The sequence below is a fragment of the Paenarthrobacter sp. NPDC090520 genome (assembly GCF_044769205.1).
Lineage (GTDB): Bacteria > Actinomycetota > Actinomycetes > Actinomycetales > Micrococcaceae > Arthrobacter.
Genome location: NZ_JBIVXM010000004.1, coordinates 87,918 through 112,891, shown reverse-complemented (window position 1 = coordinate 112,891; position 24,974 = coordinate 87,918). Strand labels below are relative to the sequence as shown.

At 64.2% G+C, this 24,974-nt stretch carries 22 protein-coding genes and 2 tRNA genes; 15 read left to right on the top strand and 9 right to left on the bottom strand.

The genetic code is table 11. The annotated features are described in order from the left end of the window. Positions 1-90 precede the first annotated feature (90 nt). The gene (locus ACIQTZ_RS06960) at positions 91-726 is read left to right on the top strand and encodes a TetR/AcrR family transcriptional regulator (protein WP_402978802.1); all 636 of its coding nucleotides are present in this window, start codon (positions 91-93) and stop codon (positions 724-726) included. 54 nt (positions 727-780) lie between these two features. On the opposite strand, the gene ACIQTZ_RS06955 is transcribed toward ACIQTZ_RS06960, so the two are convergent. Genes ACIQTZ_RS06955 through ACIQTZ_RS06935 form a run of 5 tightly spaced genes read right to left on the bottom strand, consistent with a single transcriptional unit; the run spans position 781 to position 5,686 of the window. Continuing rightward, entirely contained in the window at positions 781-1,947 is a 1,167-nt protein-coding gene (locus ACIQTZ_RS06955) for an acyl-CoA dehydrogenase family protein (RefSeq protein ID WP_402978799.1), read from the bottom strand. A 21-nt stretch (positions 1,948-1,968) separates the two neighbouring features. Next, positions 1,969-2,247, bottom strand: a complete 279-nt coding sequence (locus tag ACIQTZ_RS06950) for a YciI family protein (protein WP_402978796.1) — start codon at positions 2,245-2,247, stop codon at positions 1,969-1,971. A 24-nt stretch (positions 2,248-2,271) separates the two neighbouring features. Next, positions 2,272-3,795 (bottom strand): APC family permease, encoded by a 1,524-nt coding sequence (locus ACIQTZ_RS06945; RefSeq protein WP_402978793.1) that lies wholly within the window; start codon positions 3,793-3,795, stop codon positions 2,272-2,274. Further along, the gene (locus tag ACIQTZ_RS06940; RefSeq protein WP_400328961.1) at positions 3,792-5,000 is read right to left on the bottom strand and encodes a glutathionylspermidine synthase family protein; all 1,209 of its coding nucleotides are present in this window, start codon (positions 4,998-5,000) and stop codon (positions 3,792-3,794) included. The genes ACIQTZ_RS06945 and ACIQTZ_RS06940 overlap by 4 nt, the downstream gene beginning before the upstream one ends. A gap of 2 nt (positions 5,001-5,002) precedes the next feature. After that, entirely contained in the window at positions 5,003-5,686 is a 684-nt protein-coding gene (locus ACIQTZ_RS06935; protein WP_402944770.1) for a Tat pathway signal protein, read from the bottom strand. Between the two features lie 150 nt (positions 5,687-5,836). On the opposite strand from ACIQTZ_RS06935, the gene ACIQTZ_RS06930 reads away from it, so the two are divergent. The 9 genes from ACIQTZ_RS06930 (at position 5,837) to ACIQTZ_RS06890 (ending at position 14,718) form a co-directional block, all read left to right on the top strand. Next, positions 5,837-7,339 (top strand): ATP-binding protein, encoded by a 1,503-nt coding sequence (locus ACIQTZ_RS06930; RefSeq protein WP_402978790.1) that lies wholly within the window; start codon positions 5,837-5,839, stop codon positions 7,337-7,339. Beyond that, the gene (locus ACIQTZ_RS06925; RefSeq protein ID WP_402978787.1) at positions 7,336-8,010 is read left to right on the top strand and encodes a response regulator; all 675 of its coding nucleotides are present in this window, start codon (positions 7,336-7,338) and stop codon (positions 8,008-8,010) included. Before ACIQTZ_RS06930 ends, ACIQTZ_RS06925 begins: the two co-directional genes overlap by 4 nt. A gap of 328 nt (positions 8,011-8,338) precedes the next feature. Next, positions 8,339-8,995, top strand: coding sequence for an MOSC domain-containing protein (locus ACIQTZ_RS06920; RefSeq protein ID WP_402978784.1), 657 nt, complete (start codon positions 8,339-8,341; stop codon positions 8,993-8,995). Between the two features lie 382 nt (positions 8,996-9,377). Further along, on the top strand, positions 9,378-11,441 hold the full coding sequence (locus tag ACIQTZ_RS06915) for a DEAD/DEAH box helicase (RefSeq protein WP_402978781.1): 2,064 nt from the start codon (positions 9,378-9,380) through the stop codon (positions 11,439-11,441). Between the two features lie 98 nt (positions 11,442-11,539). Continuing rightward, positions 11,540-11,998, top strand: a complete 459-nt coding sequence (locus tag ACIQTZ_RS06910) for a LysM peptidoglycan-binding domain-containing protein (protein ID WP_400328986.1) — start codon at positions 11,540-11,542, stop codon at positions 11,996-11,998. 117 nt (positions 11,999-12,115) lie between these two features. Then, positions 12,116-12,187: transfer RNA gene (locus ACIQTZ_RS06905), tRNA-Thr, on the top strand. 60 nt (positions 12,188-12,247) lie between these two features. After that, positions 12,248-12,321, top strand: a tRNA-Met gene (locus ACIQTZ_RS06900). An 83-nt stretch (positions 12,322-12,404) separates the two neighbouring features. After that, on the top strand, positions 12,405-13,061 hold the full coding sequence (locus tag ACIQTZ_RS06895) for an NAD(P)-binding oxidoreductase (RefSeq protein WP_402978778.1): 657 nt from the start codon (positions 12,405-12,407) through the stop codon (positions 13,059-13,061). An 85-nt stretch (positions 13,062-13,146) separates the two neighbouring features. Further along, positions 13,147-14,718 (top strand): Na+/H+ antiporter, encoded by a 1,572-nt coding sequence (locus tag ACIQTZ_RS06890; RefSeq protein WP_402978775.1) that lies wholly within the window; start codon positions 13,147-13,149, stop codon positions 14,716-14,718. A gap of 24 nt (positions 14,719-14,742) precedes the next feature. Here the strand turns inward: ACIQTZ_RS06890 and ACIQTZ_RS06885 are convergent, their stop codons facing one another. Then, positions 14,743-15,960 carry an ROK family protein gene (locus ACIQTZ_RS06885; protein ID WP_402978773.1) on the bottom strand — a complete coding sequence of 406 codons (1,218 nt, stop codon included), beginning with the start codon at positions 15,958-15,960 and terminating at the stop codon, positions 14,743-14,745. Between the two features lie 225 nt (positions 15,961-16,185). Between ACIQTZ_RS06885 and ACIQTZ_RS06880 the strand changes: the two genes are divergently transcribed. The 5 genes from ACIQTZ_RS06880 to ACIQTZ_RS06860 all read left to right on the top strand — a co-directional run bounded on the left by ACIQTZ_RS06880 (position 16,186) and on the right by ACIQTZ_RS06860 (position 22,116). Further along, positions 16,186-17,457: an ABC transporter substrate-binding protein gene (locus tag ACIQTZ_RS06880; protein ID WP_402944740.1), complete on the top strand. Its 1,272-nt coding sequence runs from the start codon at positions 16,186-16,188 to the stop codon at positions 17,455-17,457. Between the two features lie 23 nt (positions 17,458-17,480). Continuing rightward, entirely contained in the window at positions 17,481-18,425 is a 945-nt protein-coding gene (locus tag ACIQTZ_RS06875; RefSeq protein WP_402944738.1) for a carbohydrate ABC transporter permease, read from the top strand. Further along, positions 18,425-19,321 carry a carbohydrate ABC transporter permease gene (locus tag ACIQTZ_RS06870; RefSeq protein WP_402978770.1) on the top strand — a complete coding sequence of 299 codons (897 nt, stop codon included), beginning with the start codon at positions 18,425-18,427 and terminating at the stop codon, positions 19,319-19,321. Before ACIQTZ_RS06875 ends, ACIQTZ_RS06870 begins: the two co-directional genes overlap by 1 nt. 73 nt (positions 19,322-19,394) lie before the next feature. Next, positions 19,395-21,149, top strand: a complete 1,755-nt coding sequence (locus tag ACIQTZ_RS06865) for a glycoside hydrolase family 13 protein (protein ID WP_402944732.1) — start codon at positions 19,395-19,397, stop codon at positions 21,147-21,149. Between the two features lie 13 nt (positions 21,150-21,162). Continuing rightward, positions 21,163-22,116, top strand: a complete 954-nt coding sequence (locus ACIQTZ_RS06860; protein WP_402978768.1) for an aldo/keto reductase family oxidoreductase — start codon at positions 21,163-21,165, stop codon at positions 22,114-22,116. 92 nt (positions 22,117-22,208) lie between these two features. Here the strand turns inward: ACIQTZ_RS06860 and ACIQTZ_RS06855 are convergent, their stop codons facing one another. From ACIQTZ_RS06855 to ACIQTZ_RS06845, 3 genes are read right to left on the bottom strand one after another with little or no spacing between them, the layout of a single operon-like run. Continuing rightward, positions 22,209-23,132, bottom strand: coding sequence for a TauD/TfdA dioxygenase family protein (locus ACIQTZ_RS06855; RefSeq protein WP_400329009.1), 924 nt, complete (start codon positions 23,130-23,132; stop codon positions 22,209-22,211). A gap of 54 nt (positions 23,133-23,186) precedes the next feature. Beyond that, positions 23,187-24,089, bottom strand: coding sequence for an ABC transporter permease (locus ACIQTZ_RS06850; protein ID WP_402944727.1), 903 nt, complete (start codon positions 24,087-24,089; stop codon positions 23,187-23,189). Next, the gene (locus tag ACIQTZ_RS06845; RefSeq protein ID WP_402978765.1) at positions 24,089-24,973 is read right to left on the bottom strand and encodes an ABC transporter ATP-binding protein; all 885 of its coding nucleotides are present in this window, start codon (positions 24,971-24,973) and stop codon (positions 24,089-24,091) included. Before ACIQTZ_RS06845 ends, ACIQTZ_RS06850 begins: the two co-directional genes overlap by 1 nt. Between the last annotated feature and the right edge of the window lies 1 nt (position 24,974).

The window sequence follows — 24,974 nt, the reverse complement described above, 5'->3', positions numbered from 1 at the left end:
GACGGCCGAATGTGACCACGGTAACACAAAAGTCGAGTGACTACTCGAAATTCGTGGTAGCCGGCATATCCGCCTGTACACTGGCATGCCATGACCACAAAGGAAGGGAACCGCTCGGGGCGACGCGGTCCCTATGCCAAGTCGGAGGCCCGCAGGCGGACGATTTTGGATGCCGCCCATGCGGTTTTTGCGGCCAGGGGCTACCGCGGAGGGTCCTTGCAGGAAGTTGCTGACCAAGCCGGCATGAGCCAGACCAGCCTGCTGCACTACTTTCCTTCGAAGAGCGATCTGCTCATGGCAGTCCTTGCCCGGCGCGACGAGATCACGGAGACAGCAAACCCGGCGGACATGGCGGAGGGCTTCGCCGAGGTGGTGTTCCGGACGGCGAAGTACAACGAGGACATTCCAGGGGTCATTGAGCTGTACACAGTGCTGTGCGCGGAGTCCCTGACGGAAGGGCACCCTGGCCGGGAGTACTTCATGGATCGCTTCGACCGCCTGCGCAGGAGTTACACCCGGCGGTTCACGGAACTGCAGGGCGAAGGAAGGCTGCGGCCCGGGGTCGAACCAGCGCAGGCGGCAGCATCATTGGTGGGGCTGTGGGACGGACTGCAGACGCAGTGGCTCTTGGCCCCCGATGAGATTGACGTCGCGCAGGGTCTCCGTGGATTTTTCGAGCTGGTTCTCCTGCCGGAACCGGTAGCCGGTCCGGATTCAGGCAAGTAGGCCCATTGCGGGGCCACTCGAAAGCGCGCAGAGCAGGCCCAGCAACGCATGGGATCAGCCGCGGAAGGCCCCGATGCCCGTGATGTGCTGGCCGAGGATCAGGGTGTGGACTTCGTCCGTGCCCTCGTAAGTCCGGACGGACTCCAGGTTGTTCGCGTGCCGGAGCGGTGAATAGTCCAGGGTGACACCATTGCCGCCCAGGATGGTGCGTGCTTCACGGGCTATGGCGAGTGCTTCGCGGACGTTGTTGAGCTTCCCCACGGAGATCTGGTGCGGTTCAAGGCGACCCGCGTCCTTGAGCCTGCCCAGATGAAGGGCAAGCAGGGTTCCCTTCTGGATTTCCAGAAGCATGTTCACGAGCTTCTCCTGCGTGAGCTGGTACCCGGACAAGGGGCGCCCAAATTGCAAACGCGTCCCGGCGTACTCGAGCGCGGCCTCATACGAATCGCGGGCCGCGCCCATGGCTCCCCAGGCGATTCCGTACCGCGCCTCGTTGAGGCAGGAGAACGGGCCGCGCAGTCCGGAGGCACCCGGGAGGATGGCATCGGGACCCAGCCTCACGCCGTCGAACTTCACATCGCATTGGATTGAAGCGCGCAGGGAGAGCTTCGGCTCGATCGGTGCAGCGGAGACGCCAGGGGTGCCGGCCGGTACCAGGAATCCACGGATGCCGTCCTCGGTACGGGCCCAAACCACCATCACGTCAGCGATGGAAGCCAGCCCGATCCAGCGCTTGGCGCCGTCCAACACCCAACCGTCAGCAGTTCGCCGGGCAGAGGTGGACATGGAAGATGGATCCGAACCCGCGCTTGGCTCGGTCAGCGCGAAGCAACCGATCAGCTCGCCGGCTGCCATCCGGGGGAGCCACCGCTCCTTCTGTTCCTCGGAACCCCACGTGTGGATGGCCGTCATTGCAAGCGAGCCCTGTACCGAGACGAACGTGCGGATGCCGGAGTCGCCTGCCTCCAGTTCCATCGCGGCAAGGCCATATTCGACGGCGGTCCGGCCGGGGCAGCCGTAGCCGTCCAGGTGCATGCCCAGAACTCCGAGCTCACCGAGTTCCGGGACAATCTCCCGCGGGAATTCGGCCTTTTCGAACCAGCGCGCGATGTTCGGCTTGATGCGCTGGACTGTGTAGTCCCGCACCTTCTCCCGCAGGGCGAGTTCGTCATCGCTCAGGAGCGAATCCAGGTCAAGGACGTCCGAGGTCGAGGGGCTCATGCAAGCATCCTAGGGGAGTCGCTACTCGAACCTGACGGCATCCCATTGAAGGATTCTCGGAATGGCGAGACGTTCGAGCACGAAAGGATCGCCGGCAATGAAGCTTTCGGCGGCGTCGCGGGATGCGAAGATCCCCATGGAACTGCCTGCAGGGTCCGGCGTCAGGAACGGGCCCAGGGCAAGGATGCCTCCGCCCTCGGCACGGAACGTCTCAAAGAATGCTTGGTGCCGTGGATAGGTTTCCATGACCCGGGAGCGCTCAACGCCTTCTTCGAGGCTGTAAATGACAACGAATTCCATGGCTCGATAGTACCGGCGGGCCGCCTACTCGCCCCGGACGATTCCCATGTCCGCGTGCTCACCCGTGAAGTACCCGCGGGTGGCCGGTGCGAAGCGGCACACGATGGCCAGCACCACGCCGAGGAGCAACAGCAGTACGCCGCTGACAAACGCTCCGCCGATGCCGAAAATCTGGGTGTCCCCGTACGCCGGGTCCCACATCTGGACGGCGGAAACGAAGAACGCTACCGTCAAGGCCACTGCTCCGAGGAGCGGGAGGATTCCGCGGAACCACAGGTTACGGGCCGACTCGCGAAGGGTGGTCCGGAAGAACCAGACACAGGCGAAACCGGTCAACGCGTAGTAGAAAGCGATGAACAAACTGATGGCGCTGATGGAATCGGCCAGCAGGTCCTCGCTGAGGAAGCTCATGGCCACGTAGTACACCACGGCAGCGACGCCCATCACTTGCGTGGAGAAGCCCGGAGTCTGGAAGCGCTCGTGGACTTTGCCGAACCTGGCAGGCAGTGCGCCGTGGACCCCCATGGACAGCGTTCCACGGGCCGTGGGGAGGATGGTGGTCTGCGTGGAGGACAGCACCGAGGCCAGCACGGCCACAACAATCAGCCACCCCCACGGACCCAGCACAACGTCCTTCATGGCCAGGAACACGTCGTCCTGGTTGGCGGAGTTGCCCAGTCCAATCCCGTCCGTGCCGATCGTGGCATACATCATCACCAGGAGCGCCATGGAAACGTAGATGGCTACGAGCACAAAGGAGGAAATCACGGCACCGCGGCCGGGAGTCTTTGAGGGGTTCTCGGTTTCCTCGTTGAGGGCCAGGCACGTGTCCCAGCCCCAGTAGATGAACAGGGCCAGGAGGACGCCATGGACCACGGCACTGGGATCGTTGAATGCGCCTACCGGGTTGAACCACTCAAAGTCGAAGGCCTGGCCCTCCGGCACGCCGCCGGCGATGCGGATGATGATCGCCAGCGCGAAGATGCCCAGGGAGATGTATTGGATGTAGGTCAGCGTCCGCTGGACATGCTCGCCCAGCCGGATGCCCCGGTGATTGACGAACGTCATGAAAGCTATGAACAGGACACCCGTGGCCGTGACAATCCACGTGTTCCCAGCGAGGGAGCCATCGCCGATCAAAAGCCACAGATACTTTCCGGCCACCTGGGCCAGGTTGGCCAAAACCACGATGCCTGCAAGGGCCACGCCCCAACCGCCCAGCCAACCGGCCCACGGACCGAAGGCCCTCCGAGCCCAGATGAACGTGGTGCCGCAGTCCGGCATGGCGCTGTTCAGCTCCCGGAACGCGTAGGCAATGAACAGCACAGGGATGAAGCCGAGGACCAGGATCAGCGGGGTGTAGTTGCCGTTGACGGCAACGATCAGGCCCAGCGTGGCAGCGAGCGAATAGACCGGTGCAGTGGAGGCCAGGCCCAGCATGACGGAGTCACCCAGGTCCAGGATTCCTGCCCGCAGGCCTTTGGAAGGAACGACGGCGGTGCGGTCACCGCCGGGGGCGCCTCCCGGCGTCGAGGTTTCAGTGCTCATAGTGCGGCTCCAAAGAGGGAAGTCGAGGTTGGGCCCTGGGGTGCAGGTGCGTCGATGGTGTTGGGAACGAAACGGCAGAAGTAATCAGTGATGGGTCCGTCCGACTCGCGGATGCCGCAGCCCACGGATTCACCGTCAACCACCCACAGGCCCAGGACAGGATGGTTTCCATCGAAATCGGGCAGCGCGTGGTACTGCTGGTAGCACCAGCCTTCGCGCCCGTAGCCACCGGGCTGCGTGATGTCGATGCCCGCAGCGTGGATGCGGACGTTGTCCCCTTCGCGCCCGTGCAAAGGTTTGGCAACCCACTCCTTGAGCGGACCGGGATCGCCGAGGTAAGCGGGCAAGAGATTCTCGTGGCCGGGGTAGAGGTGCCACAGGGCGGCCAGCAGCGCCTTGTTGGAGAGCAGCATCTTCCAGGCCGGCTCCACCCAACGCGGGTTGTGGGCACGTTGCAGGAGGCGGTGGCCGAACGGCTCCTTCATCATCAGTTCCCACGGATACAGCTTGAACATTGTGCTGATCATGAAGTTGTCCAGGTCCACGAACCGGTTCAGGTTGGGGTCCCAGCCGATATCCGACATGTTGATGCCAATGGTGGTCCAGCCGCCCTGGCTGGCAACGTCCCGCATGTAGGCCGCGGTCATCCAATCTTCGCCGGACTCCTCGGCCTCGGAGTGTGCCACGTGCAGGGTGCTCATGCCGGTGCGGAACTGCAACTTCTTCCACTGCCGGATCAGGGCCTCATGGATGCCGTTCCATTGGTCTTTCTCCGGGAACACATCCTGGAGCCAGAACCACTGCGCCACTGCCGCTTCGATCAGGCCTGTTGGCGTGTCAGCGTTGTACTCCAGCATCTTCGCCGGGCCGCCCTGGCCGTCATAGATGAAGTCGAAGCGGCCGTAGATGTCCATATCACCGGCCTGCAACGACTCCGCCGCGAGCTCCAAGGCCTGCCTGCCAATGCCGATGTCTCCCATGGCTCCGGTGGCCAGGTACTTCGCGGCTTCCAGGCACATGAGATGCATGTCCTCGGCGGTCTTCTCGAGCGTTTCCACCTCGTCCATGGAGAACTCGTAGTAGGCCGACTCGTTCCAGTATTCGATTTTCCGGCCATCGGGCATGGTGGTGGTTGAAAAAACCAGGCCCTGCTCTTCGATCTTCTTCTTCCAGTCCGGCCGTGGCACGGAGGAGAGTCGCCGCACGCTTAGCCTCCCGAGCTTCCGCCGCTTTTCGAACTGCTGCCAAAGCCGCCACGGCTCACCGTTCCGCCCTTGCTGCTATAGCCGGTGGAAGTCTTTGCACCCTGAGGAACCGTTTTGGTGGCGCTCGGGTAGGAGCTGCGGTTCTGGCCAATGCCGGGCACACTTGCACCCCTGGAGTAGAAGTACCAGGCATAGACGCCGGAGCTTCGACCCGCCGAGCTGCTGTTGTTGCACTGGTCGTCGTCGACGCGCTCGCCGGTTTCCTCGTTGAAGCACACCTGTGCGTAATCGGCCTCGGCCTCGTTGCTGGCCACGATCGCGGTAATCGTTCCAGCCAGCAGCGCGGTAACGCCCAGACCCACGACGACGGTGCGGCGCTGCGACCGCTTCTTGCGCGCCGCGGCATCGCGTTCTTTGCGTTCGCGTTCCTTTTCGAAGGGATCGACGACGGGGAGCGGTCCGTTGGGGCGCTGGGCCTTCCGTCCGGTGGGCGCCGCGCCAGGGGCCTTCCCCTCCGTGGCTTTCCCGTCTTCGGGCACAGGTGTGCTCAATTCGGGGTGGAGTTCGGGTTTCGGCACTTGCCACGGTGGAGGCTTGGGGGCGTTGTTGCCGACGCCCGGCTCGCCGTTGGCACCCAGTCCACCGGCATTGGTGCCGTGGCCGTCAGGGCCTTCTTTTGGGTCCATGTGTATCCCCCTGGATAGACCGTAGGAGTGTCCGGCCCGCGCCGGACAGGAATTCTGAATGCAAGCCTAGTCCTTGCGGTGGTCGTGGGCACCGATGACATAGCCCGGTGGGTAGAACTACCCGTCTGCCGGACGTGCAAGGATGTAGCCATGCCTGCCGCCGACTCCCACAGTGACGACGCCGAGGGGTTGTTGTTGCGGCTCCCGCCGGTGCGGGGCATTGGACGACGCCGGGTGCTCAGCGGCCTGGTCCTGGCGCTGTTGCTGCCACCCGCCGTCGAACTTTTGGTGACGGTCCTCAACTTCCGTAACTTCTCCATGATCATGCTGCTGCAGTTGGCCGTGGCGGTGGCCGTAGCGGCGATCGGGGGACTGTGGCCAGCAGTGGTGGCGGCCGTTCTGGGCAGCTTCCTCCTGAACTACTTCTCCGCAGATCCTGTGGGGTCCCTTTCCATCGCGGACCCCACCACCCTGTTCACTGTGGTTGTCTTCCTTGCTGTCGCCTGCGGAGTGGCGCTCGCTGTAGGACTGGCCACCCGTCGGGCCCAGGAAGCAGCGCGGTCCGGCGCCGAAGCCACGGCCCTCAGCGCGCTGGCCCTCCGGATCCTCAGCTCGGACGGGAGCCTTGAATCCTTCCTCGAGAAGGTGCGGGGGAACCTGGGAATGGAGGCGGTCACCCTCCTGGGCGCCGCGACTCCTGCCTCGGCCGGGGTTCCAGCCACATGGCGGGTCCTGGCGAGTGCCGGCCCCAATCCACCGGTGACCCATGCTGCGGCCGACCATGCCGCCGTCGTCGATCCCCACTACACGCTGTTGCTGCGCGGAGGGCCGCTGACGTTGCAGCACCAGCGGCTGCTGGCCGCCTTCGGTGCGTTCGTGGTGGCGGTGCGGGAGCGGCAGCAATTGGTGAAGAGCCGCAGGGACAATCTCCGCCTGGCCGAGGGCAACAAGATGCGGACGTCCATCCTTCGCGCCGTCTCGCACGATCTGCGGACACCGCTTGCGGGCATCAAGCTGGCCGTCAGCAGCCTGCGGCAGGAAGACGTGCAGTTCCCTCCGGATGTGGAGCGCGAACTGCTGGAGACGATCGAAAGCTACGCAGACCGCTTGGACCATCTCGTGGACAACCTGCTGGACATGTCCCGCATTACGGCCGATGCCGTCAACCCGTTGCTGGCCGGCATTGCGTGGGCCGAAGTGCTGCCGGACGCGCTGCGTGGTGTTCCCGCGGACAGGCTCCGCAACGAACTGCAGCCCAATCTCCCGCCGGTGCAGGCCGACGCAGGGATGCTGGAACGAGTGGTGGCGAATATTGCGGAGAATGCGGTGAAGTACGCGGCAGGTTCGGACGTTGTCCTGACGGCACGTGCCGGGGCGGGCATCACTGTGGGGGACACCCCAGCCAGTGAACTTCGCATCACGGACCATGGCAAGGGAGTGGGACAGGCTGAAGTCCTGGAGATGTTCCAGCCCTTCCAACGCCTTGACGATTCGGCCGGAGGCGGCCCGGGGGTCGGGTTGGGCTTGGCGGTTGCCAAGGGTTTCACGGAGGCCATGGGCGGTACCCTGCGGGCGGAGCCGACGCCGGGTGGCGGCTTGACCATGGTGGTCACCCTCCCGCTCTGGACCGGGCACCAGGAAGGCATGGAATGACGCGCGTACTGATCGTGGAGGACGAGGCCCAGATTGCGCGGGCCATGCAGATCACCCTTCAAGCACACGGCTACCAGGCATTTTCTGTCGGGACGGGAGCAGATGCCCTTGTTGCCGTAGCCAAGGGGAAGGTGGACATTGTGGTCCTGGACCTGGGTTTGCCGGACCTGGATGGGGTGGAGATCATCCGCCGCGTCCGCGGCTGGAGCAGCATGCCCATCATTGTCCTCTCCGCCCGGCATGCCTCGGAGGACAAGGTTGAAGCACTCGACGCCGGTGCGGACGACTATGTGACCAAGCCTTTCGGCCTCGATGAGCTGCTCGCGCGGTTGCGGGTCGCCTCGCGCAGGCTCGTCACCTCGCAAGAGGAACCCACTCTGGCGACTGCCGACTTCATGGTGGACCTGGCGGGGAAGAAGATCGTCAAGGATGGTGCCGAGGTCCGCCTGACACCAACAGAGTGGAACATCCTTGAGCTGCTGGTCCGGAACAAGGGCAAGCTGGTGAGCCAACAGCAGCTCCTGACCCAGGTGTGGGGGCAGGCGTATGCCAAGGAGACCCAGTACCTTCGCGTCTACATTGCGCAGCTCCGGCGGAAGCTGGAACGCGATCCCGCGGCTCCCCGCCACCTGCACACGGAGGCAGGGATGGGATACAGGTTCGATCCGTAGCGGGCTGGGGTTCAGCTGGACGGCTTACCTGGTGCCGTTATTCCTCACCCGTGTACTGCCCCGACCAACTTTGCGGGGAAGGGGTGGCCGAAAGCCCTCCGTTGCGGCGTGTCGCAGAGTGTTCCCGCTCAAAGTGGGTCGTGGCGGCACGGCGGATGGCGCGACAAACTGACCGGTCACAACACACCCCACCGGCGCCGGAGTCCCAGCGGCTACGTGTGCGCCCCTGCTTGTGAGCCGGCACTTCGCCATCAAATGAGAGAGCGTTGGGGTGGCGGGGGTGTTTGGTGAGAGAGCGTCGGGTGGGGGCTTCCGTAGACTAGGCCACATGAACACCGCCTCCCTTCTTGCCGTCTGCCGGGTCCACCAACTGTTGCCGGACCCGGAAGGCAGCGTGGGCGTGACCGCGATCGACAAACGCGCGGTGGAGGGACCCGTCAAGGTGCACAAGCTGGGCCTTCACGGCGATGTCCAAGCCAGCCGCAAGGATCACGGGGGAGAGGACCAGGCCCTCTACGCCTACTCGCAGGATGACGCCGACTTCTGGTCCGCTGAACTGGGTCGCGAGCTGCCGCCGGGAATCTTCGGCGAGAACCTCCGCGTAGCCGGCATCGACGCCACCGGAGCAGTGATCGGGGAGCGGTGGAAGATCGGCCTGGACCTGGAAGTTGAAGTGACCTCGCCGCGTGTTCCGTGCGCCACGTTCCAACGGGTGCTGGGGGAGCCGCAGTGGGTCAAGCGGTTCACCAACGAGGGGCGGGTGGGAACGTACCTGCGCGTGATCAAGACCGGGACTATATCGGCCGGCGACCACATCCATCGGCTCTTCGTCCCCAAGCACGGCATTACAGTGGGGCAGTGGTTCAGCGAACCGACCCCGGAAATCGTCCAGGCCCTGCTCGACGCGGAAGCAGATGGGGAGATCCGTTTGCAGGATGAATACCACTCAAAATTCGAGAAAGTCCTGCGCCGCAACGGCCTCTAGCACCGCCCCACACAGAGGAGTGTGCGCAAGCTCTCACCGCCGCCGACGCGGTATAAGTCGCGGTGGACCATGCCCGTGCCCTACACTGGATACATCCCCCACTCCGGAATTCCCTTTATCCTGCCCAATTTTTGAGGCAGGACTGGTAAGTGTTGGGGCCCGCAAACTGTGTGCGGGCATTTTCATAGGGAGCGCCGGCTAAAGAAAACGCTGTACAGACTGCTGGGATAGCAGCCAAGAGATGCAGCGCGAAGTCCTGCCATGGGATTGCGACAGCGCCGGACTTCTGCGAAAGCAGGGCACCCTTGCCGGGCTTTCGCGTGTACTGCGGCCAAGCCCAACCGGGCCGCGCCGACGCCCTATGGATGAGGAATTTCCCCACATGCCCGAGACTCTCAACGAGAACCTTGACGCCGAGACCACAGAGACCGTGAGCGACGCTCCGGAAGCACCGGCCGCCGTCGAAACCCCTGCCGACGAAACCGCAGCCGCTCCTGCCGCCGAAGCCGAAGAGGAAGGCGTCCGCTTCTCCGACCTCGGCCTTGACGGCCGCGTCCTTGCAGCCCTCCAGGATGTTGGCTACGAGAAGCCGTCCCCCATCCAGGCCGCCACCATTCCGCTGCTCCTGGAAGGCCGCGACGTCGTTGGCCTGGCGCAGACCGGTACCGGCAAGACCGCAGCCTTCGCTGTTCCGGCCCTGTCCCGGCTTGCCGAACTCCACGACCTCAACGGTCCCTCCCGCAAGACCCAGGCCCTGGTCCTGGCTCCGACCCGTGAGCTCGCCCTTCAGGTTGCCGAGGCTTTCACCTCCTACGCCAAGCACATGGACGACTTCACCGTCCTGCCCGTCTACGGTGGCTCGGCTTACGGCCCGCAGCTCGCCGGCCTGCGCCGCGGTGCCCAGGTTGTAGTGGGTACGCCCGGTCGCGTGATCGACCACATCTCCAAGGGTTCCCTGGACCTCTCCGAACTCCAGTACCTGGTGCTGGACGAAGCCGACGAGATGCTGCGCATGGGCTTCGCCGATGACGTGGAGCAGATCTTCCAGCAGACCCCTGAGACCCGCCAGGTGGCGCTCTTCTCTGCCACCATGCCCGGCCAGATCCGCCGCATGTCCAAGCAGTACCTGAACGACCCCGCCGAGATCTCGGTCAAGTCCAAGACCTCCACGGGTTCCAACATCCGCCAGCGCTACGTGCAGGTCATGGGCCCGCACAAGCTGGACGCGATGACCCGCATCCTCGAGGTGGAAGAGTTCGACGGCGTCATCGCCTTCGTGCGCACCAAGATGGCCACCGAGGACCTCGCCGACAAGTTGAAGGCCCGCGGCTTCCAGGCTGCCGCCATCAACGGCGACATCCCGCAGCAGCAGCGTGAGCGCACGGTTGACGCCCTGCGTGAGGGCCGCATCGACATCCTGGTGGCAACCGACGTCGCCGCCCGTGGCCTCGACGTGGAGCGCATCAGCCACGTCGTGAACTACGACATCCCGCACGACACCGAGTCCTACGTCCACCGCATTGGCCGTACGGGACGTGCAGGCCGCAGTGGCGACGCGATCCTCTTCATGACCCCGCGCGAGAAGTACTTGCTCCGTGCCATCGAGAAGGCAACCCGCCAGTCGGTGGAGCAGATGCACTTGCCGACCGCGGAAACGGTCAACTCCCTGCGCCTGGGCAAGTTCGCCGAGCGCATCACCGAAACCCTCGAGTCGGAAGATGTTTCGCTGTTCCGCGACCTCATCGCTTCCTACGAGGAGGAGCACAAGGTTCCGGCCGCCGAGATCGCCGCAGCCCTGGCCGTCATGGCACAGGGTGGCCAGCCGCTCCTGGTCAAGGACCTCCCTGCAGCACCGGAATTCCAGAAGCGCGAGCGCAAGGACGGCTTCAACTCCCGCGGCCCGTCCCGTGCCCTGACCGAGGGCAACGCCACTTATCGGATCGCCGTCGGACGCCGCCAGCGCGTCATGCCTGGTTCGATCGTGGGCGCCATCGCCAACGAAGGTGGCATCTCGTCCTCGCAGATCGGTGGCATCGACATCCGTTCGGACCACTCCCTGGTGGAGCTCCCCGCGGACCTGAGCCCCGAGCAGCTGCGCGCCCTGTCCCGTACCCGGATTGGCGGCGAGCTGATCCACCTCGAGCTGGACACGGGACGGAAGCCCCGCGGTGAAGGCGATCGCGGCGGCTACTCCGGTGGCCGTGGCGGCGGAAACTTCAAGGGCAACGGTGGCTTCAAGAAGGAGTTCCGCCGCAACGACGGTGAGCGCTCCTCGGCAGACCGTGGCGGCCGCTCCTACAGCGAGCGTACCTCCGGCAGCTACGGCGACCGTGACCGCGGCCAGTCCAGCGGATCGCGGTTCGGCGGTCACGGCGACGGTGCCCGCAAGCCCCGTGGCGGCGGCGAAGGCGGCCACCGCGACTTCAACCGCAAGGGCAAGTGGTAAACACTCTGCAGCATCCTGACCGAGGGGTCGGCTTTCGAGCCGGCCCCTCGGCCGTTTAACGGGTTCCCTGCCACTGGCACCCGCCGTACCATCGAGCCATGGGATTCCTGGACAACGTGAAGAAGAACCTCGGTTTGGGACACAAGGACCACGCTGCCGGGGAATCGGCAGCGCGCCAAGCGGCTGAGGACGCTGCCGCCGTCGAGGTTTCCGCCTCGGACACGGCGGCCGCGGAGGCCGCTGCAGCGCAGGCGGCCGAACAACAGGCGGCAGCCACCGCTGCGGCGGCGCAGGAGGCGCACGACGTCGGCCTGGAGCCTTCGGACCCGGAGGTGCGGCAGGCGGGCCAGGACGCCGCCGTGGAGGCCGCTGCAGGGGCCGGACAGACCGGGCGAGTGGCTCCCCGCGTCACGGAGGTGGTGGTGGAACCGGGGGACACCATGGGCGGCATCGCGGCCCAGTTCAAAGTGGACCTTGGAGCGCTGATTGCGACGAACGCAGACAAGGTGCCGAACCCGGATGCGATCTACCCCGGACAGGTGCTCCGCCTGCCCTGAAATGGCCCCTTTGAGAACAGGAAATTGGCCGGTTCGCAAATTGTGTCGGAGCTGTTTTTCCCCGTCTTTGCACCGATTTGGAGCTTCGGAAAACCTCCGGTAGAGTATTTACTCGTTGCCCCCCTAGCTCAGTGGTAGAGCGCGTTCTTGGTAAGAACGAGGTCACCGGATCGATTCCGGTGGGGGGCTCTGGATGAGGGCCTGCGTCAAGGCGGTTTTGACCGGCTGACGCAGGCTTTTCTCATCCGTGGCGGTGTAGCTCAGTTGGTTAGAGCGCACGACTCATAATCGTGAGGTCGGGAGATCGAGCCTCCCCACCGCTACAAAGCAAGGCCCCGCAGGTTTTCACCTGCGGGGCCTTTTTGTTGCCGCGCCACGTAGGGCCGATCTGGGACAGAATGGGTGCATGAGCCGAATCGCAATCATTGGCGGCCACGGCAAGGTGGCCCTGCATCTGTCCAGGATTCTTAGTGGCGAAGGTCACGATGTCACGTCGTTCGTGCGGAATCCCGATCATGTGGCTGATGTCACGGAAACCGGGGCCGCCGCCGAGGTCCTGGACGTGGAAAGTTCGACGACGGCGGAACTCGCCCAGGCGCTCACGGGCCATGACGCCGTGGTCTGGTCGGCGGGTGCCGGGGGAGGCAACCCGGAGAGGACGTATGCGGTGGACCGGGACGCGGCGATCCGTTCCATGGACGCAGCCGCCGAAGCCGGCGTCAACCGCTACGTGATGGTTTCCTACCTCGGCGCCGCGAAGGACCACGGAGTCCCCGAGGACCACGGTTTCTTTGCGTACGCCGAAGCCAAGGCAGCCGCCGACGACTACCTGCGCAGTACCTCGCTGGACTGGACGGTGTTGGGCCCAGGGGCACTGACGGATGTGCCGCCGACAGGCCTGATCGAGGTGGATCCAGCGAACCCGGACGACGGTACGCAGACTTCGCGGGCCAATGTTGCCTTGGTGGCGGCTGCGGTCCTGGAACTTCCGGACACAGTTCACCGCACTATCAGGTTCAAGGACGGCGCCGTGGACGTCGTGGACGCCCTGACCGGGGGGTGAGGCCCGGCCCCCGGGATATGTTGGTAGGGAACTTTCGCGGCCTGGTCCGCTGAAGTGCCGGACATACTCATGGGGAAGCGGGACTATGGATCAATTGGCGCTGATTATCGGATTGCTGCTTGCAACGGTGGTGGCTGTTGGTTTGGGGGACCGGCTGAAGCTTCCCTACCCGGTGCTGATGCTGCTGCTGGCGGTGGCCCTGACGTTCATTCCGGGGTTCCCCGAGTTCGAGATCTCCCCGGAACTGATCCTCCCCATCTTCCTTCCGCCGTTGCTTTTCGCCACGGCACAGAAGAGTTCCTGGGCCGTGTTCCGTGTGCGGTGGAGGACGTTGCTGCTCATGGCCGTGGCCCTGGTGGTGGTCTCCACCGCAGCAGTGGCGGGAGCCGCCTGGCTCATGATCCCGGGGATCGGTATTCCTGCGGCGATCGCTTTGGGCGCCATGGTGGCGCCGCCGGACCCCGTGGCGGTGGAATCCGTTGCCGGCCGGGTCCATATGCCGCGTCGATTGATCACTGTCCTGCAGAGTGAGGGATTGTTCAACGACGCAGCCGCCATTGTGATTTTCCAGGCGGCAGTGGCGGCCACACTGGCCGGCAGCGAGGTAGGCCCGGGAATCATCCTCCAGTTCGTCATCGGCGCGGCACTCGCCGTGCTGATCGGCATCGCCATGGGCTGGCTCACCAAGGTCATCACCAAGCTGGTGTCCTCCATGGTGGCCAGGAGCGCTGTGACGCTGGTTGTTCCGTTCGCCGCGTACATCCTGGCGGAAGAGCTGCACGCCTCAGGCGTGGTGGCCGTCGTCGTCACGGCCTTGGAGCTGCAACGCCACGCCCGGCCGCAAGACGCCGCCGAGCGGGTTACCCGGAACGCCTTCTGGGATGTGGTGGAACTCCTGGCCACGGGACTGGCGTTCGGTTTGGTGGGCCTGGAGATCCGTCACGTCATCCGGGATGAGGGCACAGCCATCTTCGGCATGATCGGCATGGCCGTGGTGATCTGCGTGCTGGTGTTCGTGGTGCGCTACCTGTGGCTGGGTCTCTTGGCGCTGTCTGCCAACAGGCGCAGGAACCTCCTGCAGCCTACGACGCCGAAGGAAGTACTCATCCTGACGTGGTGCGGCATGCGCGGGCTTGCCACCCTGGCCCTGGCGTTGGCGCTTCCGCTCACCCTCCCGGACGGCAGCGATTTCCCGGCCCGGCACGAGATCCTGGTGATTGCCTGTGCCGTGCTGCTGGCCACGCTGGTGGTGCCGGGGCTGACACTTCCATGGCTCATGCGTGTCCTCAAGGCCACCGAGGATGGCTCGCACGAAAAGGACGCGGCCCGGTTGCTGGCCAAGCGTGCCCAGACGGCCGCGGTGGCGGCACTCAAGGAGCACGACCTCATGAAGGAGTTGCCGCCGGAAAAGGTGGCCCTGGTCAAGGAAAAGATGCGCCGCCTGCACGCCGAGCTGCTGGATGGAACGCTCAAGAACGAGTCCGCCGCGGAGAAGCGCGAGCGTGGCCGGGAATTGGCCATCACGGTGCAGACCATCGCCTTGGACGCTGCCAGGCTGGAAGTGGTGCAGGCCCGCAACGAGCCGGGGACGGATCCGGAGGTTGCCGACCGGGTGCTCCGGCAACTGGACCTGCGGACCATGTCCATGCCGGAGTAGGCCGGAGCCTCCAGCGGGGTGGTGTCAGGAAGCCCGCTTTGGCAGGGACGAAGGGGAGAGATCCAGTGCGTGCTCTTCCACGTAGTCCAGGGCATGCCGGATGGCTCCGAGCGAGACAATGCCTTCCTCCAGGGTGGACGTGGCCAACCTCGGGGGAGTGAAGGTGAACTCCGGCAGGTGTTGCTGGATGCCCGGAAGCAATGTCCTCGCGGAGGCTGCCACCCCTCCGGCGAGCACCACGAGTTCCGGGTTGACCAGCGTGCTGATGGAGCCGATGACCCTCGCCATGCGCAATGACACCCGGTCCAGGGCGCTGAGGGCGGCACCGTCTCCATCGGCCGCTGCTGCGAAGACCATCTCGGCGGTCAGGTCATCCGGGTTGCCGCCACAGAGTCCGCGGAGGGTTGTCCCGTCCGCCTCTTCCATGGCTTCTCGGCCCGCCAGGGCGGCGTAGAAGGCGATTCCATACGTGTTACCCACGCCGTCCACGTTGTCGAGGAATCCCAGTTCACCGAAGCCGCCCACCTGGCCGTGGAGGAGCCGTCCGGATTCCAGAATCCCGGAACCCAGGCGGTCTCCGGCCAGCATGACCACCAGGTTGTCCACCCCCTGGGCCGTCCCTTGCCATCGTTCGGCCAGGGCCGCGAGGTTGGCGTCGTTTTCGAGGAGAACATGCCACCCGTGGCGCTCGGACACGGTCCGGCGGACGTCGAAGGATTTCCAGAATTCCTGGACGGTGAGGACTTCGCCCTCCCGGCTGACGGGTGCGGCCACGCCAACCGATACTGCCAGGACGGAGTCCGCAGGAACCCCGGCCTCCTGCAAGGCGTTGGCTGCGATCTTGTCCAGCACGTCGGCGCGTTCAGCCGCGGAGACGTTGTACGTCCGGAAGGGCATGGTGACCTGCGAGAGGGGGTTTCCGGCCATGTCGGCGACGATCGTGGTGATCTTGTTGGCGCCGATGTCGATGCCCAGGACGCTGGCGGCGCCGTCGTCGAACACGAAACGCCGGGCCGGGCGTCCCTTGACGTAATCGCCCGCGCCGCGCTGGTTCTCGAGTTCCCGAAGCCAGCCGAGCCGGACCAGCTCGTCGCAAATGGAAATGACGGTTGCCCGGGAGAGTCCCGTCTGGGCCATCAGCTCGGTTCCGGTGACAACGCCTGCGCCGCGCATGGCCTTAAGCATTGCCCCGGCGTTGAGCCTGCGGACCAGCTGGGTTGAGGGCGCCGTTCCAGTGAGCATGGTGTGTTCCCACCTTTCCTGGCCGCCAGAGGAATCGGCCTCTCTAAATTTAGTACATAAATTTAGACTTCGCCGTGTTACGGCTTCGGGCTTGACGGTGTGGCGGCCCTCACATAATACTTGCGACAGGTAATAAATTTATCTCCTATCTAAAATCCCGGGGTGGTGTCGCGCGCCATCACCCCGTTGGCATGCGGCAGAGGGGCCGCACGACGAAAGGATCACGTGTCTGTGAAAGTGACACGCAAGAAACGTTGGGCCGCCATGGGCCTTGGGCTGGCATTGCTTGCCGGCCTTCTTTCGGGATGTGCAGGAGAGCACGGGAAGGAAACCATCCGCTTCACCTTCAGCAAGCGGGAAGCGATTGGCTTCATGACCAAGCTTGTCTCCGAGTACAACGCCTCGCAGGACCACACGGAAGTGGTGCTGGATACGTCCGGCGTCGATGTGGTCTCGGCAAGCTTTGTCCGCGGCAATCCGCCGGACATCGCCTTGGCGAACTACAACATGGAGACCTCGCGCTTCGTCCAGCGGGGTGCGTTGAGCGATCTCTCCGGCACGGGTGCAGCCAGCCGCGTCCGCGAAGACCTCCAACCGCTTATGGACCAGTACGGTTCCTACCCCGGCCGCACCAGTGCCCTGCCATATTCGGTGATGGCCTCCTCGGTGATCTACAACAAGCAAATCTTCGCGGCCAACAACATCAAGGTGCCTACCACCTGGAGCGAGCTGATTGCCGCGTGCGAGAAGCTCAAAGCTGCCGGAGTGACGCCTTTCTATGCCACGTGGAAAGATGACTGGACCATCGCCCAGGGCTGGTTCGACTATGCGGTGGGTGGCCAAGTGGACACACTTGGCTTCTTCGACAAGCTGGCCTCCGAAGGTACGGCCGTTGGATCCGGCTCCGAGGCTTCGTTCCAGAAGGATTTTGGCCAGCCGGTGGAAAAGATGCTGACGCTGGCCAAGAAATACGTCAACAAGGACGCTGCCAGCAGGGCTTACGGGGATGGAAACCTTGCCTTCTCCCAAGGCAAGGCTGCCATGTACCTGCAGGGGCCGTGGGCTTTCAGCGAAGTGGCCAAGACGGCTCCCAACCTGGAACTGGGAACCTTCCCGCTCCCCATGACTGACAACCCGCAGGACCTGCGCGTCCGCGTCAATGTGGATCTCGCTGCGTGGATTCCGGAGGCGTCCAAACACAAGGACGCCGCCCGCGACTTCCTGGAGTACCTGTACCGACCCGAAGTCATCGACGCCTACAACCAGTCGCAACTGGGTTTCACGCCCACCAAGGACGCTGCCGGCGCTGCCGATCCCCGGATAGAGGGAATGGTGAAGTACTACGACAACGCCCAGGTGTACCAAGGGCCGTCCGTGCTGGTTCCCAAGACCATCCCGATCATGAACTACACCCAGGCGCTCGTGTTTGGCGCAGACCCCACATCCACCCTCCGCACACTCGACGCAGACTGGGCACGCCTGGCCTTCCGCCAGTAGCGCAGACACAGGGAGCCAGATAAATGTCCGTCCTTACCACTTCAACGTCACCCAAACGCCCCGCGAGTGGACGCAGTGCCCAAGCGAATCCCGCACCCACACGCCGTCGGCCCCGGAGGGTCGAGCCGATCTTCTACCTGTTCCTCCTGCCGAGCCTTGTTCTTTTCACCTTGGCGATCACCGTGCCCGGCGTCATCGGTATCTTCTTCAGCTTCACCGACTCCATTGGAATCGGCGACTGGGAGTTCGTGGGCCTGACCAACTACATCGCCATTTTCAGCGACCCTGCGATCCTGCAGAGCTACCTCTTCACCTTCGGGTTCTCGATCGTCACGGTGATCGTGGTGAACGTGATCGCGTTCCTGCTGGCTGTGGGACTGACCTCCCGCGTCCGGATGAAGTCTGCGCTGCGGACCGTCTTTGTCATTCCCATGGTGGTCTCCGGCATCATCATCGCCTACGTTTTCAACTTCCTCTTCTCCAATTCGCTCCCGGCGCTGGGCTCGGCCGCCGGGATTCCTTGGCTGGAAGGCAGTCTCCTGGCCAATCCGGATCTCGCCTGGGTCGCCGTCGTGTTGGTCACTGCCTGGCAGGCTGTCCCCGGTTCCCTGCTGATCTACATCGCGGGTCTCGTGGCCGTTCCCGGCGACGTTTACGAGGCTGCGGAGCTCGATGGTGCCGGCAAGGTCCAGCAGTTGCTGAAGATCACCCTCCCGCTCGTAGCGGGATACGTGGTCATCAACGTCATCCTGGGGTTCAAGGGCTTCCTCAACGCCTACGACATCATCGTGGGGCTGACCAACGGAGGTCCGGGGACCTCAACGCGGAGCATCGCCATGACCGTCATCACCGGCTTCAACGGTGGCGACTACGCCTACCAGATGGCCAATGCCACCATCTTCTTCCTGGTGGCGATCGTTATCTCCCTTGTCCAGCTTTCCCTGACCCGCGGACGGAATGCCCTCTGATGAGCACACAAGCAACCCTCGGACGTGAGGGCACCACCAAAGCCGCCGGCAGTACCCGTCGGTCAGCCAACAGGCCGGAACGGATCAACTGGTCCGGAACCACCATCCTCATCCTGTGCGCGGTAACGGTCCTGTTACCCCTCTACGTCACGGTATCCATGGCGTTCAAGACGCAGGCCCAGGCCGTGGACGGCAACGCCTTCTCCTTGCCTGCTCCCTTCAGCCTGGACGGTTTCGTGCAGGCCTGGAGCCTGACCAACTTCCCGGTCGGCGCGGCAATGTCCTTGCTGGTGACCGCGGGAACAGTTGTCGCCACCATTGTCCTGGCAGCGTTCGCCTCCTATGCGATTGTCCGGAATTGGGACCGCCGCCTCTTCCGGTATTCGTTCTTCTACCTTCTGGCAGCCATGTTCATCCCCTTCCCGGTGGTGGCCCTGCCGCAGATCCAGCTGACCGGTCGCCTGGGCCTGGATAATCCGCTCGGCGTGATCCTCCTGGCCACCATGTTCCAGTTGAGCTTCAGCGTGCTCCTGTTCACCGCCTTCCTCCGCTCGATCCCCATGGAGTTGGAGGAGAGCGCCAGGATCGACGGGGCAACCACGTGGCAAACGTTCTGGAAGCTGATCTTCCCGCTGCTGGCGCCCATGAGTGCAACTGTGGGGATCTTCGCCTTCCTCTATGCCTGGAACGACTTCATGATGCCTTCGCTGATCATTTCCGATCCTGCGCTGCAAACCCTTCCCGTGCGGCAAAGTCTGTTCCAGACTCAGTTCAGCAACAACTACCACGTGTCCTTTGCGTCCTACTTGATGGCCATGGCTCCGGCGATTGTTGCCTACCTGTTTACGCAGAGATGGGTCATGGCGGGCGTGACCCAGGGAGCCGTCAAGGGCTGAGTGTTGACCTGCCGGGCCAGCCGTCAGATACTGGTTCGGGAACTAAATTTAGAATCTAAATCAAAGGAGTTTCGTGAGCACCTCCGCCACCAAGGCAAACCTGTCCCACTCCGACCGCATGGCCGACCCCAACTGGTGGCGCCAGGCGGCGGTGTACCAGATCTACCCGCGCAGCTTCTACGACGCGAACGGTGATGGGCTGGGCGACATCAAAGGCATCACTGCCAAGGTTCCGTACCTGAAGGAACTTGGCGTCGACGCCGTGTGGCTGAGCCCGTTCTACCCCTCCGCGCTCGCCGACGGCGGGTACGACGTGGACGACTACCGCAACGTGGACCCCAAGCTTGGAACGCTGGAGGACTTCGACGAGATGGCCGCAGCCCTGCACGCAGCAGGCATCAAGCTCGTGGTGGACATTGTGCCCAACCACTCCTCGGACCGGCACGAATGGTTCAAGGAGGCCCTGGCCTCGCCGAAGGGGTCCGCGGCCCGCAACCGCTACATCTTCCGCGACGGCAACGGCGAAAACGGCGAATTGCCGCCGTCGGACTGGGACTCTGTTTTCGGCGGCCCCATCTGGGAGCGCATCACCGAACCTGATGGCACACCCGGCCAGTGGTACATGCACATCTTCGCCAAGGAACAACCGGACTTTAACTGGGAAAACCCGGAAATCCGCGAGGACTTCCTGAAGACCCTGCGCTTCTGGTCCGACCGTGGCGTGGACGGCTTCCGGATCGACGTTGCCCACGGCATGGCCAAGGACCTCTCCGAGCCGATGCCCATGAAGGCTGACCTGGCTGCCAAGGCACACAACACCGATGGCTTCACCGACGGTTCGCACCCCTTCTGGGACCGCGACGAAGTCCACGAGGTCTACGCTGAGTGGCGCAAGCTCTTCAACGAGTACAACCCGCCGCGCACCGCCGTCGCCGAAGCCTGGGTCCACGAGTCCCGCCGGGCCCGCTACGCCAGCCCCGAGGGCTTGGGCCAGGCATTCAACTTCGACCTCCTGCAGTCGGACTTCGACGCCGCCTCCTTCAAGAAGATCATCACGGACAACCTGGTCGCCGCCAAGGAATCCGGCGCGTCTTCCACGTGGGTCTTCTCCAACCACGACGTCGTCCGCCACGCCACCCGCTACGGGCTGCCGAAGGGTGGGTCCGTAGCCCAGGGAACCAACGCAGCGCAGGACATCACCGGCACCGAGCCCAAGGGCCAGGATGGCAAGGGCTGGCTGCTCGCGGGTGCCCCCGCCGACGAACTGGACATCGAGCTTGGCCTGCGCAGGGCACGCGCTGCTTCGCTGCTCCTGCTCGCGCTCCCCGGTTCGGCGTACCTGTACCAGGGCGAAGAGCTTGGCCTCCGCGAAGTCACGGAAATTCCCGACGCCGAGCGCCAGGACCCGTCGTTCTTCCGCAACAAGGGCGTGGAGATCGGCCGCGACGGCTGCCGCGTTCCGCTGCCTTGGACCCCGGAAGGTTCCGCCTTCGGTTTCGGCGGCGACACGGCCCACCTGCCGCAGCCTGCCTGGTTCAAGGACTACGCAGTGTCCACCCAGGAGGGCGTGGAAGGCTCCACGCTGGAGCTGTACCGCAAGGCTCTGCGCCTCCGCAGTGAGCTGCAGACGGACGAAGAACTCGAATGGGTGGAGACCGGCAACCCGGACGTGCTGCACTTCAGCCGCCATGGTGGCTGGGAGACGGTGACCAACTTCGGAACGGAAGCCTTCGAGCTTCCGGCGGGGACCGTCGTCGTCAGCAGCGGACCGTTGGAAGACGGCAAGCTGCCCGCTGACACCACGGCGTGGGTAGTCCGGGACGCATAGGCATCCCTGGAAGATGACTGAAACGAACGGGCGGGGACGCCTCATTTACGGTTGCATGGGACTCGGTGGTCCGTGGGACGGCACATCCTACGGCGCCACGGAGATCGACCAGGCTGCTGCCGTGATCGAAGCCGCGCAGGGCATCGGGATCGATCTGTTCGATCATGCCGATATCTACCGCAGCGGCAAATCGGAGGCCGTCTTCGGGGAAGTCCTCGCCCGTTCGCAGGGTTTGCGGGAATCGGTCCAGCTTCAGACCAAGTGCGGAATCCGGTTGGGGGAGCGAGGGTTGGATACCCACTACGACCTCAGCCGCGAAGCCATCCTGGAGCGGGTCAACCAGAGCTTGAAACGGCTCCAGACGGAGTACGTGGATATCCTCCTGCTGCACCGGCCGGATCCCCTCATGGACGCGCGCGAGGTGACTGACGCCGTCGGGCAGTTGATGGCCGAAGGCAAGGTGCGGCAACTGGGTGTGTCCAACATGTCCGGGGCTCAGATCGCCTACCTGCAGGACCGGCTGGAGACGCCCATCGTGGCCAACCAGTTGGAAATGAGCCTGCTCCACCGGGATTGGCTGGAGAGCACGGTGCTGGTCAATCATCCTGAGGGCACCGCGTACAGCTTCCCCCATGGAACACTGGAGCATTGCATGGCAAACGGGATCGAGTTGCAGGCCTACGGTTCCCTGGCGCAGGGGCGTTACACGGGTGCCGGCGGACAAACCCCCGCTGATACAGCAACGGCAGCGATGCTCGAACGGCTGGCAGGGGAGAAGAACACCACTCCGGAATCCGTCCTCCTGGGCTGGCTCATGAAGCACCCGGCCCGGATTTCGCCCGTGGTGGGCACCACCAACCCGGGCCGGATCGGTGCCTGCGCCCAGGCCATCGACGTCGCAGAGAACATGTCCCGTGCCGAGTGGTACGGCCTCTGGACCGCTGCCCGCGGAAGCAATCTCCCGTAAACCCAACTGAGTCGCAGTAGTGCGCGTTATGAGAGCTCAAAACGCGCTTAACTGCGACTCAGTTGGGTGACAACAGCAACACATAAGGCCCCCTACGAAGCGTCAGCCACCACAGAGTAGGTGCTCGAATCGCCCTGGAGGGACTGGCTCAGCTTGCCGTCCACACCCACCGGGATGTCACCGGCAATGGTCACGCGGTTCAGCTTGCGCGGCTGGCCGTCGTAGTTGTCCGGAGCGTAGTGCTGGGTGATCCTGTTGTCGAACAGCACCACCTGGTTGGGTTCCCAGTTCACGCGGACCACGTTCTCCGGACGGGTCACGTAAGCCTGCAGCAACCGGATGATGTCCTTCGACTCAGTGTTGGACAGGCCCACAATCCGCAGCCGCTGCGCGAAGCCCCCAATGAACAATCCGCGCTCGCCGGTCAACGGGTGTACACGTACCACGGGGTGGGCGGTCTCGAACTTCAGGCGGGTGAACTCCTTGCGGCGTTCCTCGGCGTTGGCGTGCTCCAGGTTCTTGGGCACGGAGTAGTCGTAGTCATTGGTGTGGATGGCCCAGAGGGTATCCGCGAAGTTGCGCAGCTCCTCCGGCAGGTCCTGGTAGGCGCCGGCCGAGGAAGCAATCAGCGTCTCGCCGCCGTACGCCGGGAGGTCGATGCTCCGGAGCGTCGAAGCCTGCGGCGGGTTCACCACGAACGTGACATCCGTGTGCCAGTTGTTGGCCGAACCGTTCTCGCTGTCCACGGGCAGGACGTTCTCCTCGCCATCAACCGACGCCACCGTGGGGTGCGCCTTGGTCAGCGGACCGAAGTGCGAGGCGAACTTCACTTGGGCCTCGTCCGTGAGGATGTTTGCCTCCCTGAACACCAAGGCTTTGTGCTCGTTGAGGGCGGAACGGATCTGTGCGACGGTCTCCGCGCTGAGGTCACCGGAGATGTCGAGTCCACGGATCTCGGCGCCGATGCGGGAGCCCAGCTTGGCAAATTCGAGCTTGGTTTCGGTAATGACAGTCATGGTTCTTTCCTTTTCTTTCGGTGATGGTGTGGCGAGGTGCCACGGGTACAAAAATCAGGCGGCAGAACCAACGGCGGTCCGCCAACGGGAGAAGTGCCGTTCCAGGGCGACCAGCAGGAAATTCACGGCGAGCCCCAGCAGGGACACGGTGAGGATGCCCGCGTACATGTCCGGGATGAGGAAGCTGCTCTGCGCGTTCACGATCAAGTAGCCCAAGCCAGCCTTGGCTCCCACCATTTCCGCAGCGATCAGCACCAGGATGGACGCGGTGCCGGCCATGCGGATACCGGTGAAGATGGTGGGCACTGCAGAGGGCAGGATGACCTTTTGGAAGAGCCGGAAGTTGTTCAGTCCCAGTGAGCGTGCGGCCCGGATGAGCAGGGGATCCACGGTTTTGACGCCGGCGATCGTGTTGAGCAGCACCGGGAAGAACGCAGCGTAGGCCACGATGCTGATCTTCGATTCCTCGCCGATGCCCAGCAGCAGCGTGAACACCGGAAGCAATGCCAGCGCGGCAGTGTTGCGGAACAGTTCCAGCAGCGGGTTCAGGACGGCGTTCAGCTTCCCGTACCAGGCGATGAGCAGGCCCAGCGCCACACCCGCCACCAGTGCAGCACCGAATCCGGCAACCGAACGGGTCAGGCTGGCGGCGATGTGCCCTTGGATGGTCCCGGCATCGAACAGCTTGCCCCAGGCTGCGAGGACTTCATGCAGCGGCGGAAGGAACACCCGCGTGGACGGGCTCGCCAGGTACGTCGGCCCGAGTTCCCACAGTGCCAGGAAGGCAAGGACGGCCGCGGACTTCCACGCCGCCGATCCCGCAACTGCGGTGACGCGGCGCGCCACGGCGCGGACCGGCGTCGTGCGTTCCGCCTCCACACGGACTGAAGGTTCGACGGCGGCAGTCGGCTGGGGTGCGGCGGCTGCGGTTTCTGCGTGCGTCAGGGTGGTCGTCATCAGGCCGCGCTCCTTTCAAGGGTGGTTGGTTCGTCGGGGGCACTGCCGTCCGGCAGGATCTTGCGGTGTCCGGCATCCTGCGCTCGCCGGACCTCGTCGTGGAGGAGTGTCCAGACCTGGTGCCTGTGCTCCACGAAGGCCGGGTTGGAGCGGATGTCCTCGTCTCCGTCGCGGTCCGGAATGTCGATGTCCACGATTTCCTTGAGCCGGCCGGGCCGGGCGCTGAGCACGGCAACCCGTTGACCCAGGTACACGGCCTCGTCGATGCCGTGCGTGATGAAGATGATCGTCTTGCCGGTGGCCTTCCAGATCCTGAGCAGTTCGTCCTGCAACTGCTCGCGGGTTTGTGCGTCCAGGGCCGCGAACGGCTCGTCCATCAGCAGGACGTCGGGCTCGTAGGCCAGGCTCCGGGCAATGGCCACGCGCTGCTTCATGCCGCCGGAGAGCTCGTGCGGGTAGCGGTCCTCGAAGCCCGCCAACCCAACGAGTGCAAGGTACTCACTGGCTTTCGCAGCGCGTTCCCGGCGACTCAGCTTTTTGCCGTCAGGTCCTTTGCCTTCGAGTCCAATGGACACATTGGCCGAGGCCGTCCGCCACGGGAAGAGTGCGTATTGCTGGAACACCACGGCACGATCCTTTCCGGGGCCGGTCACGGTTTTGCCGTCCACCAGGACCTCTCCCGAGGTCGGCGTGGAAAGCCCGGCCAACAGGTCCAGCAAGGTGGTCTTGCCGGAGCCGCTGGGCCCTACCAAGGTGAGGAACTCGCCATCGCGCACGTCCAGGCTGAGCCCATCGATGGCCGTGAGCCGGGAAGCGGGTGCTCCTTTCGTGGCACGGACGGTGAATTCCTTGGTGACGTCTTTCAGGCTGATTTTCACGGTCATT

What these genes read in the sequence shown, in the direction of transcription:
- ACIQTZ_RS06895 (WP_402978778.1), top strand. Translation starts at nt 12,405, where the DNA reads ATGAGCCGAATCGCAATCATTGGCGGCCACGGCAAGGTGGCCCTGCAT.
- ACIQTZ_RS06885 (WP_402978773.1), bottom strand. Translation starts at nt 15,960, where the DNA reads ATGCTCACTGGAACGGCGCCCTCAACCCAGCTGGTCCGCAGGCTCAAC.
- ACIQTZ_RS06890 (WP_402978775.1), top strand. Translation starts at nt 13,147, where the DNA reads ATGGATCAATTGGCGCTGATTATCGGATTGCTGCTTGCAACGGTGGTG.
- ACIQTZ_RS06950 (WP_402978796.1), bottom strand. Translation starts at nt 2,247, where the DNA reads ATGGAATTCGTTGTCATTTACAGCCTCGAAGAAGGCGTTGAGCGCTCC.
- ACIQTZ_RS06855 (WP_400329009.1), bottom strand. Translation starts at nt 23,132, where the DNA reads ATGACTGTCATTACCGAAACCAAGCTCGAATTTGCCAAGCTGGGCTCC.
- ACIQTZ_RS06955 (WP_402978799.1), bottom strand. Translation starts at nt 1,947, where the DNA reads ATGAGCCCCTCGACCTCGGACGTCCTTGACCTGGATTCGCTCCTGAGC.
- ACIQTZ_RS06925 (WP_402978787.1), top strand. Translation starts at nt 7,336, where the DNA reads ATGACGCGCGTACTGATCGTGGAGGACGAGGCCCAGATTGCGCGGGCC.
- ACIQTZ_RS06870 (WP_402978770.1), top strand. Translation starts at nt 18,425, where the DNA reads ATGAGCACACAAGCAACCCTCGGACGTGAGGGCACCACCAAAGCCGCC.
- ACIQTZ_RS06945 (WP_402978793.1), bottom strand. Translation starts at nt 3,795, where the DNA reads ATGAGCACTGAAACCTCGACGCCGGGAGGCGCCCCCGGCGGTGACCGC.
- ACIQTZ_RS06845 (WP_402978765.1), bottom strand. Translation starts at nt 24,973, where the DNA reads ATGACCGTGAAAATCAGCCTGAAAGACGTCACCAAGGAATTCACCGTC.
- ACIQTZ_RS06910 (WP_400328986.1), top strand. Translation starts at nt 11,540, where the DNA reads ATGGGATTCCTGGACAACGTGAAGAAGAACCTCGGTTTGGGACACAAG.
- ACIQTZ_RS06860 (WP_402978768.1), top strand. Translation starts at nt 21,163, where the DNA reads ATGACTGAAACGAACGGGCGGGGACGCCTCATTTACGGTTGCATGGGA.
- ACIQTZ_RS06960 (WP_402978802.1), top strand. Translation starts at nt 91, where the DNA reads ATGACCACAAAGGAAGGGAACCGCTCGGGGCGACGCGGTCCCTATGCC.
- ACIQTZ_RS06850 (WP_402944727.1), bottom strand. Translation starts at nt 24,089, where the DNA reads ATGACGACCACCCTGACGCACGCAGAAACCGCAGCCGCCGCACCCCAG.
- ACIQTZ_RS06920 (WP_402978784.1), top strand. Translation starts at nt 8,339, where the DNA reads ATGAACACCGCCTCCCTTCTTGCCGTCTGCCGGGTCCACCAACTGTTG.
- ACIQTZ_RS06875 (WP_402944738.1), top strand. Translation starts at nt 17,481, where the DNA reads ATGTCCGTCCTTACCACTTCAACGTCACCCAAACGCCCCGCGAGTGGA.
- ACIQTZ_RS06930 (WP_402978790.1), top strand. Translation starts at nt 5,837, where the DNA reads ATGCCTGCCGCCGACTCCCACAGTGACGACGCCGAGGGGTTGTTGTTG.
- ACIQTZ_RS06915 (WP_402978781.1), top strand. Translation starts at nt 9,378, where the DNA reads ATGCCCGAGACTCTCAACGAGAACCTTGACGCCGAGACCACAGAGACC.
- ACIQTZ_RS06935 (WP_402944770.1), bottom strand. Translation starts at nt 5,686, where the DNA reads ATGGACCCAAAAGAAGGCCCTGACGGCCACGGCACCAATGCCGGTGGA.